The following is an 18,019-nucleotide window of genomic DNA, read 5'->3' as shown; positions in this document are numbered from 1 at the left end:
AGACTTTCTTTTAGGACAAAAGGTAAAGCCAAGCATTTCGTGATTAATCGAGTTTTATGAAATATCAATGCTAAGTCAGGGAACCAGTACATGATCAATCAAGGGTTTATTTTAACCCGCAGTGCAAGAGATATCGGGAAAAAAACGCTTATAGAGCTATGGGTTTCTACCCCATATGGTCCTGCCCAGCTAGAGATAGAAGATGAAACACCAACCTTTTTTGTTGCTTCTGAAGATATTGAATTATTAGAGCTATGTCTTAAAAAAGAGGGGGTTCCATTTCAACTTAACCCTCTGACACTTAAAACTTTTGAGGGTATGGAAACGGCGGCTTGTTACTTCGCTACGCTTCATGATGCTAATAGGGCAGAAAGTTGCCTCAGAAGAGACGATATTACTGTTTATGAAACTGATATACGCCTAGCCGACCGTTTCTTGATGGAGAGGTTTATTAAAGGAAGTATTGATTTTACGGGTTTAACTCGCGATTACGGGAAATATCGTCGCATTACATCAGTAAAGGCTAGGTCTGGAAACTATAAACCCGAGTTATCGGTTGTTTCTCTTGATATCGAATGCTCCGAAAACGGAAAACTATATTCTGTTGGGTTGCATTGTGAGTATGATAGCCGCGTTATAATGGTTGGTGTCACTGAGTCTGCAGAAACAAATATTCAATGGGTTGAAAATGAGAAAGCGCTGATTTTGGCGTTAAACCAATGGTTCGAGGATTTTGACCCTGACGTAATCATCGGATGGAATATTATTGGCTTCGATTTTAAATTACTCGATAAGCGCGCCAAGATAAATGGAATTTCTTTGGCTGTAGGGCGTGGAAATAAGAATGCTTTTTTTCGAGAGGGCAGAAATCAACAAGGCTTTGTTTCTATTCCCGGAAGAGTTGTGATCGATGGTATTGATATGCTGAAGGCGGCTACTTACCATTTCCGTTCTTGGTCTCTCGAATCGGTTTCCCAGGAGCTACTTGGTGAGGGGAAAGCAATTGATAGCCACTATGATAAGATGGCAGAGATCAATCACATGTTCTCATCGAATAAGCCAGCTCTTGCCAAATACAACCTACAAGATTGTATGTTGGTAAGCCGTATTTTCGATAAAACTCACCTATTGGATTTTGCCATAGAACGGTCGTGCCTAACTGGTATCGAATTGGATAGGGTAGGTGGTTCGGTTGCGGCATTTACAAATCTTTATTTACCTCAGCTACATCGCGCTGGATATATTGCGCCCAATATGCATTCTGAAGATTGGGTGGCTTCTCCGGGTGGGTATGTAATGGACTCACTGCCTAATCTCTATAACTCTGTTATTGTACTCGATTACAAAAGTCTTTATCCGTCTATTATTCGGTCGTTCCTGATTGATCCACTCGGTTTGATAGAAGGTTTACGTTTACCTATCGGTACCGATAATCAATCGGCTATCGAGGGCTTCCGTGGTGGACAATTTCATCGTCAACACCACTTTCTACCTAAAATGGTTGAAGACATCTGGCGAGCGCGAGAGAAAGCAAAACGTAACAACAACCATGCTTTTTCCCAAGCATTGAAAATAATAATGAATTCTTTCTATGGTGTATTGGGCTCTTCTGGTTGCCGGTTTTTTGATACCCGTTTAGCCTCAAGTATTACTATGCGTGGTCATGAAGTTATGAAAGTGACTAAAAAGTTGATAGAGGAAAAAGGCTATCAAGTGATCTATGGAGACACAGACTCGACCTTTGTCGCCTTAAATTCTGCATACAGTGATCAGAGAGCCTGTGAGATTGGTGAACAGTTAGTTTCTGAGATCAACAATTGGTGGAAGGTGGATTTGGCAAAGAGGTTTGGTGTTGAATCTTACTTAGAACTTGAATACGAAACTCATTATCAGAAGTTTTTAATGCCAACTATCCGTGGCTCTGAAACAGGTTCTAAAAAGCGTTATGCTGGCCTTGTTTCTCGGGATGGAGAGAAAAAAATTATCTTCAAAGGTCTAGAGAGTGCAAGGTCCGACTGGACATCCCTTGCTCAAGACTTTCAGTACAAACTCTATGATATGGTATTTAATGGTTATGATCCAAAAGACTACGTGATAAGCGTAATAGAGCGAACGTATGCTGGTGAGTTTGACGATATGCTGATCTACAAAAAGCGATTACGCCGACGTTTAAAGGACTACCAAAAAAATATACCACCACAGGTGAGAGCTGCACTTTTAGCTGATGAAAAAAACTTGCGATTAGGTAGGCCGCTCCAGTATCAGAATCGAGGCACAATAGAGTATATAATAACGGTTAATGGACCCGAGCCAAGAGAGTATCGAGAAAGTGCGATTGATTATCAACACTACATTGATAAACAATTGCAGCCTATTGCAGATGCGATTTTGCCTTTTATTGGTCAAAGCTTCAGACAGATAAGTGAGCCTCAGATAGGACTGTTTTAGGTTATAGTTAGAAACTTCGTAAGATACCCGAGGGCTGAGTAGCATCAAAACAAAAGCTTTTGGCTAAAATAGCGGACTTTTAAGGTGTGATGATGATATAAAATTGTGCACGAAGCGTATGACAATTGATAAGCAAATGACGCCGTGCAATTTACGATTAGATTAGCCCTTGAACCTCTTTTACTTTGTTATATATTAGTGTGTTAAGGCATCTTTAATCGCATGTATCGAGATAACTACTTGCTAAAATTTGCAGTAAAGCACACATTGAGGCTAAAACGAAAGGCAATTTTGAGTTAAACTATATGTAGTACTGTTGTCTGAAATTGGTTAGGCGCAGAGCCATATAAAAGCGTGGAGATACAAGTTTGATAAATGTTTTCCTTGTAGATGATCACGAGCTGGTTCGCACAGGGATACGACGTATTATTGAAGACGTCCGTGGAATGAACGTAGCAGGGGAAGCTGAAAGCGGTGAAGATGCGGTAAAATGGTGTCGAAGTAATCATGCTGACGTCATTTTAATGGATATGAACATGCCTGGTATTGGGGGACTTGAAGCAACCAAAAAAGTGCTGAGATATAATCCTGATGTAAAAGTTATCGTATTGACGGTCCATACAGAAAACCCGTTCCCTACTAAAGTGATGCAGGCAGGGGCTTCTGGTTATCTGACTAAAGGGGCAGGGCCCGATGAGATGGTGAATGCCATAAGAATGGTTCATAGTGGCCAGAGGTACATATCCCCTGAAATTGCGCAGCAGATGGCATTGAGCCAGTTCTCTTCTGCTTCTGAGAACCCTTTTGCAGAACTTTCTGAGCGTGAGCTTCAGATCATGATGATGATAACTAAAGGTCAGAAAGTTACAGATATATCCGAGCAGTTGAACCTTAGCCCGAAGACAGTCAATAGTTACCGATACCGACTTTTTAGTAAACTAGACATAAGCGGTGATGTCGAGCTGACCCATCTAGCCATCCGCCATGGCATGATAGATACCGAAACCCTCTAGGTTTCGGTCACTTTCTCGTCACTATATGCCTGTTTTCGACTCGTCTTCTTTTCTCAAAACGGTTACCAATCAGCCCGGCGTTTATCGTATGTATAACGCCGACTCAGATGTCATTTATGTAGGAAAGGCAAAGGATTTAAAAAAGCGTCTCTCGAGCTACTTTCGTTCAAAAGTCGACAGTGAGAAAACCCGCGCATTAGTTAGTAATATAGATAAAATTGATGTCACGGTTACTCACACTGAGACTGAAGCCCTTATTCTTGAGCATAACTATATCAAGCAGTATTTACCTAAATACAATGTGTTGCTGCGTGATGATAAATCTTATCCCTATATTTTTATTAGTGCGCACAAGCACCCTAGAGTCTCGATTCATCGAGGAACTAAAAAACGTAAAGGTGAGTACTTCGGACCTTATCCCGACTCGAAGGCGGTTAGGGAAACACTCCATATCATTCAGAAAATCTTTACTGTCCGTCAATGTGAAGATACGGTTTATAAGAATCGGAGTCGACCCTGTTTAATGTACCAAATTGGCCGCTGTGCTGCGCCTTGCATAAGCTCCATTATTTCTGATGAACAGTATGCTGAATTGGTTGATTTTTTGCGTTTATTTTTAAAAGGTAAAGATCAGCAAGTACTGGAGTCTTTAGTCGCAAAAATGGAGCTTGCTAGCAAAGAACTAAGGTTTGAAGACGCGGCTAAGAACAGAGATCAGATCCAAGCAATTCGTCGTATTCAAGAGCAACAATTTGTCTCGGAGAATTCCGAAGAGGATATGGACGTACTCGGTTTTGCGCAAGAGAATGGTATTGCTTGTATTCATATTTTGATGATTCGCCAAGGTAAGGTATTAGGTAGTCGCAGCCATTTCCCCAAAATACCTAGCAATACGGATAGAGAAGAGGTCTTCTACAGTTTCCTAACTCAATATTACCTTAACCAAAGTGAGTCAAGAACGATCCCAACGCGGATCATTCTCAATGAGCATCTGATTGAGAATGCTTCAGCTCTCGAGTCTACGTTATCTGATTTAGCCCATAGAAAAGTAAGTTTCCATATTGCTCCTAGTGGAAATCGAGGTCGGTATTTAAAGTTATCCAATACAAATGCATTGACTGCAATAACGAGTAAAATTAATCATAAAATGACTATTTTTCAGCGTTTTAAAGAGTTAAGCGAGTTATTGGAAATTGAAAATATCTCACGCATGGAATGTTTTGATATTTCTCATACTATGGGCGAGAGTACGATTGCATCTTGTGTAGTGTTTAACCAAGAAGGTCCACTAAAACAGGAATATCGAAGATACAACATTACGGGCATTACGGGCGGTGATGATTATGCCGCAATGGCTCAAGCGTTAGAACGCCGATATGCTAAGCAAATTGATGTTGATAGAATTCCTGACATCATATTTATTGACGGTGGAAAAGGTCAATTAAACAGCGCAATGAAAATGATAGCCAACCATTGGACTGACTGGCCCAAACGACCAAGATTGGTCGGTATAGCAAAGGGAACCACCAGAAAGCCAGGTCTTGAGACGTTGATTACCGATGACGGACGAGAATTTGGATTATCAACAGATGCACCCGCATTGCACTTAATGCAGCATATTCGTGATGAAAGTCACAATCATGCTATTGCTGGCCATAGAGCAAAACGAGGTAAAACTCGAAAAACAAGTATTCTTGAAGGAATTGAAGGGATAGGACCAAAACGAAGGCAAGCTCTACTTAAGTATATGGGTGGACTACAAGAGTTGAAGAAAGCCTCTGTTGAAGAAATCACCAAAGTGCCTGGTATCAGCGCTTCTTTAGCAGAAATCATTCACCAAGCATTGAAACAATGAGAAAAATCCCGCACCATATGGCCTGTTTGAAATTTCAGACCTAGCTGTAAGCAACCCCAAAAGAGTCTATACAAACATGCGCTTAAACATTCCGAACATATTGTCTTTACTGAGACTAATTTTAATACCTGTCTTTATTATTGTATTCTATCTTCCATACAATTGGTCTCCATTTGCCGCTGCGATGGTCTTCTGGGTTGCAGGTTTTACTGATTGGTTAGACGGGATGCTTGCGCGCAAACTGGGTCAAACGTCACGCTTTGGAGCGTTTATTGACCCAGTAGCAGATAAAGTTCTGGTGGCAACCGCTTTGATACTTGTCACAGAGCACTACCATACGATTTGGATAACCATCCCAGCGGTCACTATGATTGCCCGAGAAATTATTATCTCTGCTCTTCGGGAGTGGATGGCTGAGATTGGAAAACGTGCTAGTGTTGCTGTCTCATGGACAGGTAAAATAAAGACACTAAGTCAAATGTTTGCGCTGTGGGTTCTTGTGTGGCGTTATGATGATTGGATGATTTGGATTGGTTATGGCTCTTTGTATATTGCAACCTTTTTAACTTATTGGTCGATGGCGCAGTATCTTTTAGCGGCAAAGGACGATTTACTCGATAAGAATCATCACTAACTGACTGGCGAGCTTATAGCTCGCTTTTTTGTATACGAAACCTAACTCAGCGGATTTACTCAATAATATGGACTTAAAGTGTTTAAATTAACGCTTTTTGAATGGAAAGTAAGCAAACGCGTCAAAAAATTAAAATTAGTGTTGACTCATTAGTTCGAATCCGTAGAATGCATCCCGTACCAGAGAGGAAGCTCTCAAAAAAATTAAGGCGCGTTGGCAGAGTGGCTATGCAGCGGATTGCAAATCCGTGGACCTCGGTTCGACTCCGGGACGCGCCTCCAAGCGACACTAGCTCAGTTGGTAGAGCGCAACCTTGCCAAGGTTGAGGTCACGAGTTCGAACCTCGTGTGTCGCTCCAAATATTTTTATCGAGATAAGATATCTCGGTTTAGATGGTGTCTCCATCGCAGATTTAGATTTGTGTGCCCTGGTGGTGGAATTGGTAGACACAAGGGATTTAAAATCCCTCGGCGTTCGCGCTGTGCCGGTTCAAGTCCGGCCCGGGGCACCATCTAGTTTTACGCGACACTAGCTCAGTTGGTAGAGCGCAACCTTGCCAAGGTTGAGGTCACGAGTTCGAACCTCGTGTGTCGCTCCAAACAAAAAACCTAAACATTATTGTTTAGGTTTTTTTGTTTCAGCTAAATAAGTTCTAGTAACATTGAGTCTTCATAATCTACCAGTGGTACACCCATCTTAACTTTTTGGACGTAATCGGGATTAGCGATAAGTGGTCGTCCAATGGCGACAAGATCATATTTACCTGTTTTTATTGCTTCACTTGCTGTCTCTGGGGTGAGACCTCCAACGCCTATCAATGTCTTATCATAGCGCGTGCGTATATAGTCACCAACTGTCCCACCTAGGTAATCAAACGCCATGCTCTCATCAAAAATTCCGATATGAAGATAGCATAGGTTTCTTATCTTTAATTGTTGGAGAAGATAATCAAAAACGTCTCTGTCACGGTGATCAGGTTCCATCTTAAAATAAGCACCGGGTGAGAGCCTTAGAGCAGTGCGTTCACGGCCAATTGCGCTTACCACTGTATCAATCACCATGAGGGGAAACCGAGCCATGTTTTCTACACTTCCACCAAACTCATCTTCACGCTCATTACAGGAGTGGTGGAGGAATTGGTCGATGAGGTATCCATTCGCACCATGAAGTTCAATACCGTCAAACCCCGCCTCTAAAGCATTTATGGCAGCTTGACGATAGTCTTCGGCTAGTTGGATAATCTCATTCTTAGTAACGGGCTTTGGTGTCACATAAGAGAGTTCTCGCATGCGTGGAATGGTGCCATTCAAGCCAATGTTTGATGGGGCGATAACATCACCACCAAAAAAATGTGGATGAGCAACGCGCCCAGTATGCCATAATTGCATAAATATTTTTCCACCTGCCTGGTGAACTGCTGAGGTGACTCTTTTCCAGCCTTGTATCTGCTTATCAGTAAATATACCCGGCGTATTTGGGTAGCCTTGTCCATCTGGCCTGATTATTGTCGCTTCACTGATAATTAATCCCGTCTCTGCACGCCGCGCATAATACTCGGCCATATCTTGTGTAGGCACAAGATTATCATCGGCCATACATCGTGTCAGTGGCGCCATAATGATGCGGTTTTTTAATGTGATCTTCTTATTTAGTTCGAGAGGCTCAAATAGGTTATCCATCATAATCCTTGATTTCACCACAAATTCAGTTTCAAGCTAACGAGCTGACAATCAATTTTCAATGGTTTTTGGTATGTAAATTTAAATTGCGATTTACCTCAAAAAAATTCATCCACCTTATCGTTTTTTTGTTTATTAACCGAGGTGTATACCCAAGCAACCTAGCACTTTGAAGTCACTTGGGTATATGAGATGAATTCTGCATTGTCTTAATGATTTAGTGAGCGAATGCTTTCCTATTGATAAACAACTCTTATCTGCTCAAATTTATGGTACCTGAGAAGGTAAAATTTTAAAGATATTACCTTGGTCTGTGCTAAAGAAAAGCTCATCGTCGGGGCTTACAATAATATGACGAATTCTTTCTTTCAGGTCTTCAAACAGCCGATGCTCGTCGATGGCCTGCTTATTTTCGTTGAGTGTGATTACGTTAATGTGCATGAGTTTCAGTGCTGGTGCCAGTAATTTTCCATCGAGCTCAGGGTAGTTATCTCCTCGATAAAGCATAAGGCTAGAGGGTGCGATAGAGGGTATATAGACTTTTTTGGGAGATTCCACTCCTTCTTTTTCTCGTAGCTCACTGACATCAAAGGGACCCCAATACTCCTTACCATGGGAGGTAATGGGCCACCCATAGTTGGCTCCTTTTTTAATCAGATTAATTTCATCTCCCCCTCTAGGGCCATGCTCAATAGACCAAAGGTCTCGAGTCTTTTTATCATAAAACAACCCTTGAGGGTTTCGGTGTCCAAAGCTATAGATTTCCTCTTGTAAGGAGGACTTGTCGATGAAAGGATTATTCTTGGCTGGGCTTCCGTCTGGTGAAAGCCTAAGAATACTACCAGCATGCGTACTGAGGCTTTGCCCATTTTCCCTTATTCCTCTATCCCCGATACTCATGAAAATATGCTCATCGCTGAATGCCAATCGACTACCAAAGTGGCGTGATGTGTCCGAGAAAGAAGTTGTAGTGAGTAAGTTTTTAAACCTGATGGCTCGATTACTATCAAACTCAAATACGGCTAGGGTTGTGTCAGGTCCCGATGTCGTATCTCGGCTATACGTAACATACACTTTGTTGCGTTCGAAAGGGGATAGGGCGATATCTAGCCAGCCACCTTGGCCAGCAGCATACAAATCGGTTGGGTTATCCATTAACTTAATTTTTTTCTGGCTCTTAATATCAATGACCAAGAGGTGTCCATTTCTTTCACTAACTAACAGGTGCTCGTTATCAATAAATGCCATTCCCCAGGGAATAGAGAGGCCAGAGACAACCTTCTCAACTTGTAATGAACTTGACTGTACCTGAGAGGAGAAAAAAATCAGTACAATAATAATATTGAAAAGACGATACATCTGTAAGCCTGCTCGATATCTTGGATTAATATCTGAAAAGTATAGTCTTTATCTCAGGTCGGTAGTGGAAGAGTTATATTTTTTTAACCTTTCGCAAATAAAATGTATGTTCATTTATCGTTCCACTAAATCCAGTAAGTTATCTTGTCGAGTAGTCGGCTTTTGTCTATTGGTTTAACAATAAAATCTGATATTCCCGACGACTCGATTTTCGCCAGTGTTGCTGATGAAATATCACCTGTATGCGCAATAATAGGAACAGATGAGTATGGCTTGGCATTATTTCGAATATGTCGAGAGGCTTCCACACCACCCATTATCGGCATTTCTATATCCATCAGAATCAAGTCAACATTGCCTGAGTCCAGCGCATCCAACGCTTTCTGGCCATCCTCCTTCTGGATAACATCGAAGCCCTGTTTTTCCAATAATATCGCGGTAAAGCGACGCAAAGATTCGTTATCATCCACAATCATGATGGTTCGTTTATCAGAGCCTGTCATAGGTTTAATGGGGAGCGAAGGTATTAAGTAACTCGAGTCGAAAAATAGGCGGTCGATGCTTGCTTTGGTATCGAGTAGCCAAGCTTGAGTTTCCAACCAAACGGGTTCAAATGAAACATCATTGACTCGTACAGTATGAGAATGCTCATATAAATAAATGATTTTTGCTTCGGTAAATGACAATAAAGACTCAAGCCGCTTGCGGTCACTTGCCCTATTTGCATAGCTCGCTATGTCTACGAATATTAGGTCAAACTCGAATTGGTACTCTTTATTTTTAAGAGTTGATGCTATATCGAGCACTTTGAGACTGAAACCCATCAATCGTGATATTTTAGTGATATTTTGAATCAATATGGCTTGCTCACTAACCATCAGCACCGACTTAAGCTTCCTCAATTCATTCTTAATCTCATTGATTGACTTTGATGTCAAGGAGGGAAAGGTCATCGTAAACTGGGTGAACTGTTCGACCTCAGATTGGCATTTGATTTCACCACCAAACGAGCGCATTACCTTTTGACAAAATGGCAAGCCTAGTCCGTGACTGCCAGACTTTCCTGTCGTATAAAAATCTTGAAAAATATGACGCATCACATCACTTGATATACCACAACCGTTATCTGTAACCACAACCTGATTGGTTTCGTCATTACTATTTATGTTGACATGAATATAAAACTCTCCTGAGGTACGATGATTGATTGCATTCTTGAACAAGTTATACATTACATACTTCAATAAGGTATCGCTGCCCAGAAATTCAAAGTCGTTTTGCACTTCTAGAGTTATGGTTGATTTATCTGACAATCGCTTGTGGTTAAAGCTGTCGATTGAATATTCGATTACTGCTTGCGCTGAGTGTTTTTGAAAGGTTGAGCGAGATACTCGATTCTCATCAATTGAGGTTAATAATAGGTCTATCGTTTCGTTACCTGACTGGATCATTTCCATGGCTTCATTGCCCACATCGTGTAACTGCTTTAACTCTTGGGTACTCAGTGTATGGCGCCCTTGGATATCACTGTTTTTGGGGTACGTAAGTATGGATTGAATGGCATTAATAGAAGTTGATAAGCCACTGAGAGGGTTTCTCATCTCGTGAGCAATACTAGCACCAAATGATTTTGCTAGTGATACTTTATTCTCGTGTTCCACTTGATTACGAAAATAGAACAAATGATCAAATAGAAATATAAACATGAAGATCGGCACGTGCTCCCAGTTTATTGTAACCTCCAAAGAGAAGTTCTGTGATATCCATGCAGCAAATGTTGCAATACCTATTCCAGCCAATGTTTGTGCATACATAATTCTAGTAACTTGTACTAAAAGAATATGGAGAAATATTGCCGACATGAAAGACATAACCCAAATATTGGACCAATTATTCATCAACAACATATAAAAGAAAAAACATGGCAAGCAGAGTGTAATAGTAATCAGATAATACGTAGGAAGATATTTTCTCCATTCAAATGGAATACGATTACGCAAAGCTATGCCGAGAAATAGCACTGAGCAAAATAGGCGTAGAGTCAGGTTTTCATATGGCTGTGGAAATAAATATTCCCAAACCATATAGTAAACGGGGTAACCAACCGAGCCCATCCAGCCCAATAGGGTTAGGTTCGGTTCAGCATATTGATAAACTTTACGGATAGCGTGCATACGAGATTCTCTGAGCCTTGACGCTTACTCATTCTATGATTTGGTTTTTGTTTTTTAATATTTTTGAAATTATATTACAGAACATGTCATATCTACCAGTTTTGAATGAAACAAATATGACGTTTCACACTTAATTTGATGTTGATTTATTAACTTAAAGGTCAATTATTTAAAAGATATCTCTGGTTTTATATCTTAAAAAATAATTAGTTCAGTTAGATTTAAATTAGTGTTTGAAACTTTTGGTGCTTGTAATGATATACTTATATTTTATTTCTGGATTTTAATTAACATTATCAATGTAATCTATTATTTCTATTTGTTTTTTGGTGTATGTTCTTAGCTATTTTTCTTAACTGACTTCTATTCAGAATCTTTACTGTTGGTATTTCGTAACTGAGAAATGTCTCTTCCAGAGTTGAAATTCATTCACAACCTCTGAATCTTCGTTTGTCTTACCAAGAATTATGCGCCGCTATGCAATCTAACCACTCATTAGTCCTATTTAATGTATTGATTTTTAATTGAATTGCGATAAAAAAGATTGCATCATAATGTTGATTTTCGTATTTAAGATGGCATGCGGAGGCTTCGGCATTGTGTGCCTCATACCTTAACAAGGCGTTATGCGTTCTATTTAACAAGGGATAATTACATTGAAAGGAAACTGTTTGTGCGGAGAGATCTCGTTTGAGCTGTCAGGTGAATTACCACTTATCTATCAATGTCATTGCTCATTGTGTCGAAAAGTGTCGGGTTCTGCATCCAACTCAGCTTTGATTGTTAAAGTATCAAATTTTAAATGGTGTACTGGCGAGCATCAAATTAAGTCTTTCTCTACTCATTCTGGCTTTAAATCTGAGTTTTGTTCTCAATGTGGTAGCCCAGTACCGAATATCAGTTCAAACGGTGACTCATATTGGGTACCTGCTGGTTTGCTCATCGAGCCCGTCGATACAAAAGTTGCCGCTCATGTTTATGTCGGCTCTCATGCAAACTGGGACGTTGGGTTCGTAAACGACGGAATACCGCAGTTTGAATCAATGCCAAGTGAACAAGATTGGCTATAGTTACGACGCTAGTGAACTTATAACGAGTTGCTATCAGGACACACCTTTTAAAATAGCACTTCGTAACTCGGAATTGCCCCAAAGCAATTAAGATTGTTTACTCCACTCAAGTATCTATTCCAAATAAGCCCTAATTTTTCTTATGTTTGGTTCATGGCAAGGATCATTGGTTTTCCTTATAGTTTTCAATAAAGATTTTATTTAGTGGGCTTACAGTACCCGCAAAATGTTCGCCAATAACATGGGTATAGATTTGTGTCGTCGCTACATCTGAATGTCCTAATAGCTCTTGGACTGTACGAATATCTTGCCCCGAGCGCAGCAGTTCGGTAGCGAAGCTATGACGGAAGGTATGGCATGTTATTCGTTTATTAAAGATTTTAGCCTGTTGCACCGCTCGTTTGAGAGCCTTTCTTGGTGCAGAATCGTGTAAATGATGCCGACAAAGCTTATTAGTCAGTGGGTGCCGACAGATGCTTAAAGAAGGAAAGATAAACATCCAAGCAATTTGTTTAAAAGCGTTCGGGTACTTTTTACCAAGGGCGTGTGGAAGCGAGGGACCGATGCCTTGTTTGATATCTTCTTCTTGTATTTTTGACGCTTTCTGAATTTGCAATTGAAGAGAATCAATTAACGTTGGGCTAAGTAAAGTTACGCGATCTTTTTTTCCTTTTCCATCTCGCACGGTTAAAGATAGGTTTTGTAAATCAAGATCTTGAACTCTAATTCTCAAACACTCATTAACTCTAAGTCCAGAACCATACAACAGAGAAAAAATGCTGTGATTAACACCAGAAAGGTGTGACAGTATCAGTTGGACTTCATTTGGGGTAAGTACGCTCGGAACCTTGCGCTGCTTTTTAGCATAAGTAAAACCTAGATCACCAAGCGGTCTTTGTAAAAACTGGTTGTAAAGGAACGCAATCGCATTAAGCGCGACTTTTTGAGTGTTGATAGCAACGTGTTGTTCATTAGCAAGATAAGACAGATAGGCTGTTACCTCAGTCGTTCCCATATCTTGAGGATGCTTTAGCTTATTAAAGCGAATGAAGTATTTTATCCAGTATATATAGGCCTTTTCTGTTTTGAGACTATAGCCTCGCATTCGCATGTGTCTACGGATTTCTTCAATGAATTTGCTTACCATTTCCCACCTCCCAAAACTGTTTTTTTATACAGTTTATTGGTGTTAGAAGGAGTTTGAGTATGAAAAACGGCTGTTTTATCAGGAGTAGTGGCTCATTTTGTCGGCAGAGCAATTAGTAAGTCGTTGTTAATAGGTAAGTTGAAGCAAGAACTCCCCAAGATAACATGCCACGTAAAAAGTGATAACAGGCCGGCTCGTTTTTATGTGAAGGTAAAATAATAAAATTTATGTATATTCTTTATTTTTTAATGGTTTATGGTAGATTGATTGTAAGTTAGGTTGGAGGGAAAACGAGCCGGCCTGTTATTAAGAATGTTAGCCCTCAGGAGGAAAGGATGCCAAAGGTAGTTTCAGTCAGTAAATGTGCCGAGCACACTTTTTCTAAATCAATTGTTGATTCAATATTGCTAATTGAGGGGGAAGGAGTTGACGGAGATGCTCATCGGGGAAAAACTGTAAAGCATCGTTCGAGAGTCAAAGTCGATCCCAGTCAACCAAATCTTAGACAAGTTCACCTTCTTCACAATGAGTTATTCTCTGAGCTTGAGGCTAAAGGTTTCAAAGTTGAGCCAGCATCACTTGGGGAAAACATCACAACATCTGGTATTGATTTACTTGGTTTGCCAAGAGATACCGTAATTAGGTTTAGCAGTGGGGCAGAAGTACTGATTACAGGTCTCCGTAACCCTTGCCCACAAATCGAGGGATACCAGACTGGGCTGTTGTCTGCTGTTTTGGGTAAAGATAGCTCAGGAAAGTTAGTCCGTAAGGCAGGGGTAATGGGGATCGTTAAAGTTGGTGGTAGAGTGTCGGCAGGTGATAGCATGGCGATTGAGTTGCCTGATGAGCCATTCCACCCCCTCAAAAGGGTTTAAGGGCTAACAAAAGCTTCAAACCGACAAACAACGCGTGGCATTTTTGGTTTGCAGTAATAATTGTGTTTAAGGCGCAGTGCAGAGGCTTGTTTTGTGCGTTGTCTGCGGTTTAAGCTGGCGTTATATTTTCTTTAGGCTCCTTGTAAATTATGAGTAATGAACCAGTTTCAGGAATAAAACTAAGTCAAATTATTGAACGTAAGTTATCATTTCTTTTAAGTAACGAAATAAGCCCTTGGGATGGTGATAACTATGACTTAGGTGAAAGAGATGCATTACAAAAAATGCTATCTGATTCAGCGCAGATGTCGGAAAAGGAGTTTGAAGAAAAATATTTAGCAGAGGTAAATAGGTTAAAAAAGCGCATTGAAGGAAAGGACTTTTCCGAGAAGGATAACGACGATTACTATGAGTCATTTAGCAACACTTTAGTCTCTATACTCGCCCTCATAACCCCAGCTAACCTTTATGACTTGGAAGATGAGTAGTGAAAATATAACAAGCTGTTTATGGAATGGACGTCTTAATGCTTGGCTGGCGCTCATTCTTCGCTATTATAGCCAAGCTTAATCCGCCCCATAACAGGGCGTTATACAACAGCAATAAATGAGAAATAGGTAAGCAAAAATTTTATTTACTTACCTATTTTATATTGTAAATTGGTTTAATTTAGCCAGCTGGAAAGATCTTCAATATATACCTTGGTTAATGATGAGTCCGGTATATTAGCTGAGGTTTTGTTTGTTACTGGTGTTATGTTAATTTCTCTTTTGCAAGTAGAGGGCATCAAAGAGATTCGATCCCATTCAACAAAGTTATCGCCTTCATTTATAGTTGATCTATCTACAGCGGCGATTCTATTTTCTACAGAGTTATAACCATTGTTGAACGCTTTAATTAGTTCAGTGTCAGCACTATTTGTAATTTCTCGGGCAACCGCAATTCCAAGTTGTGAATCATCTAACATTACTCCGTGTCGAGTTTCTGGATGCCTTTTCACTGCGTAAGTAACACCAGAACAATAGGCTAAATCTTTAGCATATTGCAAATTTTCTTCAGGGACACTGTCACAGCCAGCGAGTATGGTCACAGAGACGATTGAGGTTATGATTAGTTTCTTCATATACTACTAGTTAAAATAATTCAGGACAGGCACCAAAAGAACTATAAGCCTTACAGCCAGTGTTGATAACTGTCCATATACGTAACTTAACGAACGCTCATCAGGGCAATAACGCACATCATATATATTTCTCTACCCAAATAGACATAAGATAAGACGTACTTTCGTCTCCCTGCATTGGCTAGCAGTAAGCGTAGCAACGCTTCAGGGCACGCACCTTTAACAAACATTTGCCCCGAAATCACTTAGAACAAATGCTCTACAAAATTTAGAGTTGCACATTTCCTCCTAAGATTATTTATTCGACTTTGACAGTAGCGGGCAGTGCTTATTTGGAGCGGTAACAAGTTGGGTTTCTGCAAGTGTGTGCCCTGAACTTATTATTCCATATTCTACTTCGTAAGCTTATGAACTCCAATTTTATGGAATAGTGTTTAAAATGTTCTTTTTGGAAGTGTTACTTTTGCACTTTTTTGGTGTGTAAAGGATTATTTTTGCCCCATTCATCGATAGTGATATCAAATCCTTAAATTCTTACACCGTTAGCTTTCCATAGATTATCAAATATTAGGAGTGCGGTAATTTCTCATTTTGTAAAATTTCGCTTCGACTAGCTGGACATACTAGCTCTATAAAGAGTTATGGGATTTTACAGAATATTGACTCACGACAAGGTGTGACGATATGAACATAGGTTAGTATTAGGGGTATTCTTAAATGGAAATTAGGAACCAAATATGCACAATTCCCCATTAGAAAACCTCGCTTTGCTTGAAAGTATGAAAGGAGATAAGCAAGTCGATGAAATTGATCTTTATCTCCCATTCCTCGCCAATATTGTTCATGAACTAGGCGGGGATATTGTGGACAAAAGGGCTGTGCAGGGTAAGTTTAAAGAAAAATTTAATGTCACTACTCCTTTATCGGCCATTGACTCGTTATTGGTTAGAGCAAAAAAAAGAGATCTGTTATTTAAAGAAAACTGTCAGTATTTTGTTAATAAGAAGAGTTTAGAAAAGGTTTTATCCGCATTCAGTTCAAAAGAGGCAGAAATTAAAAGATCAATCAACGTGGTGATCGATGAATATTTAAGCTTTTGTATGAGCGAGTTTGAAAAAAAACTGCATAGGAATGAAGCTGAGCAAGAAATATACGATTTTATCAGGCGAAACATTTCTATTTTCTCAGAACATGACACCGTATCTGGTCTACCAGAAAAAAAAAGGAACAAAAACAATTATATGGTTGCCAGCTTTATCAAATTTATCAACTCAAAAAAGAAGGGGGTCATCCCAGATATAATGTGTATCATTCGAGGCACATTACTGGCGAACTATTTGACCATTGTAGACAAAACGGTGTCAAAGGACCGATTTGACAACATTACTATTTATCTTGATACTCCTATCGTGATTGGAATGTTAGGGTGGGACGGGCCTACCAAGCAAAAATCATTGAATGAGTTTTTGGAGTTACTTAAAGAGCTTAAAGTTACGATAAAAATCTTTGAAATAACTTACTCTGAGTTATCCGGCGTGTTTTCTTATTGGATCAACTCGCTAGAAAGAAAAAATTATTTTTCGCTTCATGAAATGACTAGACAACTATTCAAATCAAAGGGTGTAACTCCAGAACAGCTCCGCCATGAGCAAGCATTACTTGAGAGCAACTTAATGAAACTCTCTATTAAAGTGGACAAGACGTTTACGATGAAGCCAGAGTTTTGCTGTGATGTAAAACGATTAGATAGTTTACTAAAAAGGATTGGTTTTAAAAGAAAGACTCGTGAGCATGATGTTGATTGCATCTCAAAAGTTTTTAGCTCGCGAGAAAATCGCTCCATCACTAGGTTAAATGAATCGTTTTCTGTGTTTATAACATCTAACAAGACTATTGAAGATGTGGCGAAAAAAATTCTCAGTAAGGGAACAGATGAACATTCAATACAAGTTGTTGTCTCCGAGAGCTGGCTAGCAACGTTGCTATGGTTAAAACATCCAGAACAGTTCCAATCATTTCCGTTTGACGTTTTACTTACTAATGCATACAGCACATTAAATGCCAATGATGACTTCTGGCGAAACTTCCTAGCTCGGTTAGAGAGACTAAAAGACGGCGGTGGTGTTGGTGAGGAAGACTTCTTGATTGTGCGGGATAACAGCGCGTTGTTTAGTTTAGCCAAACATAATGCGGTTATGAAGGATGAAGATCTTAATGATGAGGATGTTTACGCTATTGTCGAAGAGATTAAACAGAAAAGTAACGACAAACTAAACGAGGTGACAACAGAAAACGAACACTTAGTTGGTAATGTAAAATGGCTAGCAGATAAAGCCAGTAGGTTAATCTACTATGGATATTTTATTTTAGCATTTGTTGTAGGTAGTGCGGCCTTTTATTCCTATGGTCCCGAGCTTTCTCAAGATGAAAATACCAGCTTCAACATATTGAACCTTTTTCTATGGATTACAGTCTTCATTACATTTCTTTTGGCTTATCTTAGTACTGGAAAATTGATTAAGAGAAAGGCTTGCCCGAAGGTATACAAGTATGTTGTGAAAAAAATGACAGGTTAATGAAAAGTAGGGTCTTGCCATTTGAATATTGATACTTGCAATACCTAAAGTTATCCATGAATTGCT

13 protein-coding genes and 4 tRNA genes are annotated in these 18,019 nt (G+C 39.8%); 12 read left to right on the top strand and 5 right to left on the bottom strand.

Going from position 1 to position 18,019, the window contains the following annotated elements; translation table 11 throughout:
• Window positions 1-90: 90 nt before the first annotated feature.
• From RH40_RS16340 to RH40_RS16305, 8 genes are all read left to right on the top strand, one after another.
• The gene (locus tag RH40_RS16340) at window positions 91-2,448 is read left to right on the top strand and encodes a DNA polymerase II (RefSeq protein WP_009602762.1); all 2,358 of its coding nucleotides are present in this window, start codon (window positions 91-93) and stop codon (window positions 2,446-2,448) included.
• Between the two features lie 368 nt (window positions 2,449-2,816).
• Complete coding sequence (gene uvrY, locus RH40_RS16335; RefSeq protein WP_009602761.1) at window positions 2,817-3,461, top strand: UvrY/SirA/GacA family response regulator transcription factor; 645 nt, start codon at window positions 2,817-2,819, stop codon at window positions 3,459-3,461.
• Window positions 3,462-3,486: 25 nt separating this feature from the next.
• A complete protein-coding gene (gene uvrC, locus RH40_RS16330; protein WP_039954854.1) occupies window positions 3,487-5,316 on the top strand; it encodes an excinuclease ABC subunit UvrC in 1,830 nt (609 codons plus the stop codon).
• A gap of 76 nt (window positions 5,317-5,392) precedes the next feature.
• Complete coding sequence (gene pgsA, locus RH40_RS16325; protein ID WP_009602759.1) at window positions 5,393-5,950, top strand: CDP-diacylglycerol--glycerol-3-phosphate 3-phosphatidyltransferase; 558 nt, start codon at window positions 5,393-5,395, stop codon at window positions 5,948-5,950.
• A 207-nt stretch (window positions 5,951-6,157) separates the two neighbouring features.
• Window positions 6,158-6,231 (top strand) — tRNA-Cys (locus tag RH40_RS16320).
• Window position 6,232: 1 nt separating this feature from the next.
• Window positions 6,233-6,308, top strand: a tRNA-Gly gene (locus RH40_RS16315).
• Between the two features lie 66 nt (window positions 6,309-6,374).
• Window positions 6,375-6,461: transfer RNA gene (locus tag RH40_RS16310), tRNA-Leu, on the top strand.
• An 11-nt stretch (window positions 6,462-6,472) separates the two neighbouring features.
• A tRNA-Gly gene (locus RH40_RS16305) sits at window positions 6,473-6,548 on the top strand.
• Window positions 6,549-6,591: 43 nt separating this feature from the next.
• Here RH40_RS16305 and RH40_RS16300 read toward each other — a convergent pair.
• The 3 genes from RH40_RS16300 to RH40_RS16290 form a co-directional block, all read right to left on the bottom strand.
• Window positions 6,592-7,629, bottom strand: coding sequence for an alkene reductase (locus RH40_RS16300; RefSeq protein ID WP_009602758.1), 1,038 nt, complete (start codon window positions 7,627-7,629; stop codon window positions 6,592-6,594).
• 267 nt (window positions 7,630-7,896) lie between these two features.
• Window positions 7,897-8,988: a PQQ-dependent sugar dehydrogenase gene (locus RH40_RS16295; RefSeq protein WP_009602757.1), complete on the bottom strand. Its 1,092-nt coding sequence runs from the start codon at window positions 8,986-8,988 to the stop codon at window positions 7,897-7,899.
• Between the two features lie 125 nt (window positions 8,989-9,113).
• Window positions 9,114-11,162: an ATP-binding response regulator gene (locus RH40_RS16290; RefSeq protein WP_009602756.1), complete on the bottom strand. Its 2,049-nt coding sequence runs from the start codon at window positions 11,160-11,162 to the stop codon at window positions 9,114-9,116.
• A 656-nt stretch (window positions 11,163-11,818) separates the two neighbouring features.
• On the opposite strand from RH40_RS16290, the gene RH40_RS16285 reads away from it, so the two are divergent.
• Complete coding sequence (locus tag RH40_RS16285) at window positions 11,819-12,232, top strand: GFA family protein (RefSeq protein ID WP_039954853.1); 414 nt, start codon at window positions 11,819-11,821, stop codon at window positions 12,230-12,232.
• A gap of 163 nt (window positions 12,233-12,395) precedes the next feature.
• Here RH40_RS16285 and RH40_RS16280 read toward each other — a convergent pair whose 3' ends face one another.
• Complete coding sequence (locus RH40_RS16280; RefSeq protein ID WP_009602754.1) at window positions 12,396-13,379, bottom strand: integron integrase; 984 nt, start codon at window positions 13,377-13,379, stop codon at window positions 12,396-12,398.
• Window positions 13,380-13,714: 335 nt separating this feature from the next.
• On the opposite strand from RH40_RS16280, the gene RH40_RS16275 reads away from it, so the two are divergent.
• A complete protein-coding gene (locus RH40_RS16275; RefSeq protein WP_009602753.1) occupies window positions 13,715-14,254 on the top strand; it encodes an MOSC domain-containing protein in 540 nt (179 codons plus the stop codon).
• 149 nt (window positions 14,255-14,403) lie between these two features.
• A complete protein-coding gene (locus tag RH40_RS16270; RefSeq protein ID WP_009602752.1) occupies window positions 14,404-14,742 on the top strand; it encodes a hypothetical protein in 339 nt (112 codons plus the stop codon).
• Window positions 14,743-14,918: 176 nt separating this feature from the next.
• Here the strand turns inward: RH40_RS16270 and RH40_RS16265 are convergent, their stop codons facing one another.
• Entirely contained in the window at window positions 14,919-15,377 is a 459-nt protein-coding gene (locus tag RH40_RS16265) for a hypothetical protein (protein ID WP_009602751.1), read from the bottom strand.
• A 737-nt stretch (window positions 15,378-16,114) separates the two neighbouring features.
• Between RH40_RS16265 and RH40_RS16260 the strand changes: the two genes are divergently transcribed.
• Entirely contained in the window at window positions 16,115-17,953 is a 1,839-nt protein-coding gene (locus tag RH40_RS16260) for a hypothetical protein (protein WP_009602750.1), read from the top strand.
• The last annotated feature ends 66 nt before the right edge of the window (window positions 17,954-18,019 follow it).

Origin of the sequence: Vibrio caribbeanicus ATCC BAA-2122, from assembly GCF_000165125.1 — a bacterium.
Taxonomy (GTDB): Bacteria; Pseudomonadota; Gammaproteobacteria; order Enterobacterales; family Vibrionaceae; genus Vibrio; species Vibrio caribbeanicus.
Note: the sequence above shows the minus strand (reverse complement) of the source record. Positions and strands in the feature narration are given on the sequence as shown.

Bases quoted from the DNA above. Each gene is read 5' to 3' on its own strand.
- RH40_RS16340 (WP_009602762.1), top strand. From the start codon at position 91: ATGATCAATCAAGGGTTTATTTTAACCCGCAGTGCAAGAGATATCGGG.
- uvrC (WP_039954854.1), top strand. From the start codon at position 3,487: ATGCCTGTTTTCGACTCGTCTTCTTTTCTCAAAACGGTTACCAATCAG.
- pgsA (WP_009602759.1), top strand. From the start codon at position 5,393: ATGCGCTTAAACATTCCGAACATATTGTCTTTACTGAGACTAATTTTA.
- RH40_RS16300 (WP_009602758.1), bottom strand. From the start codon at position 7,629: ATGGATAACCTATTTGAGCCTCTCGAACTAAATAAGAAGATCACATTA.
- RH40_RS16295 (WP_009602757.1), bottom strand. From the start codon at position 8,988: ATGTATCGTCTTTTCAATATTATTATTGTACTGATTTTTTTCTCCTCT.
- RH40_RS16290 (WP_009602756.1), bottom strand. From the start codon at position 11,162: ATGCACGCTATCCGTAAAGTTTATCAATATGCTGAACCGAACCTAACC.
- RH40_RS16280 (WP_009602754.1), bottom strand. From the start codon at position 13,379: ATGGTAAGCAAATTCATTGAAGAAATCCGTAGACACATGCGAATGCGA.
- RH40_RS16275 (WP_009602753.1), top strand. From the start codon at position 13,715: ATGCCAAAGGTAGTTTCAGTCAGTAAATGTGCCGAGCACACTTTTTCT.
- RH40_RS16270 (WP_009602752.1), top strand. From the start codon at position 14,404: ATGAGTAATGAACCAGTTTCAGGAATAAAACTAAGTCAAATTATTGAA.
- RH40_RS16265 (WP_009602751.1), bottom strand. From the start codon at position 15,377: ATGAAGAAACTAATCATAACCTCAATCGTCTCTGTGACCATACTCGCT.
- RH40_RS16260 (WP_009602750.1), top strand. From the start codon at position 16,115: ATGCACAATTCCCCATTAGAAAACCTCGCTTTGCTTGAAAGTATGAAA.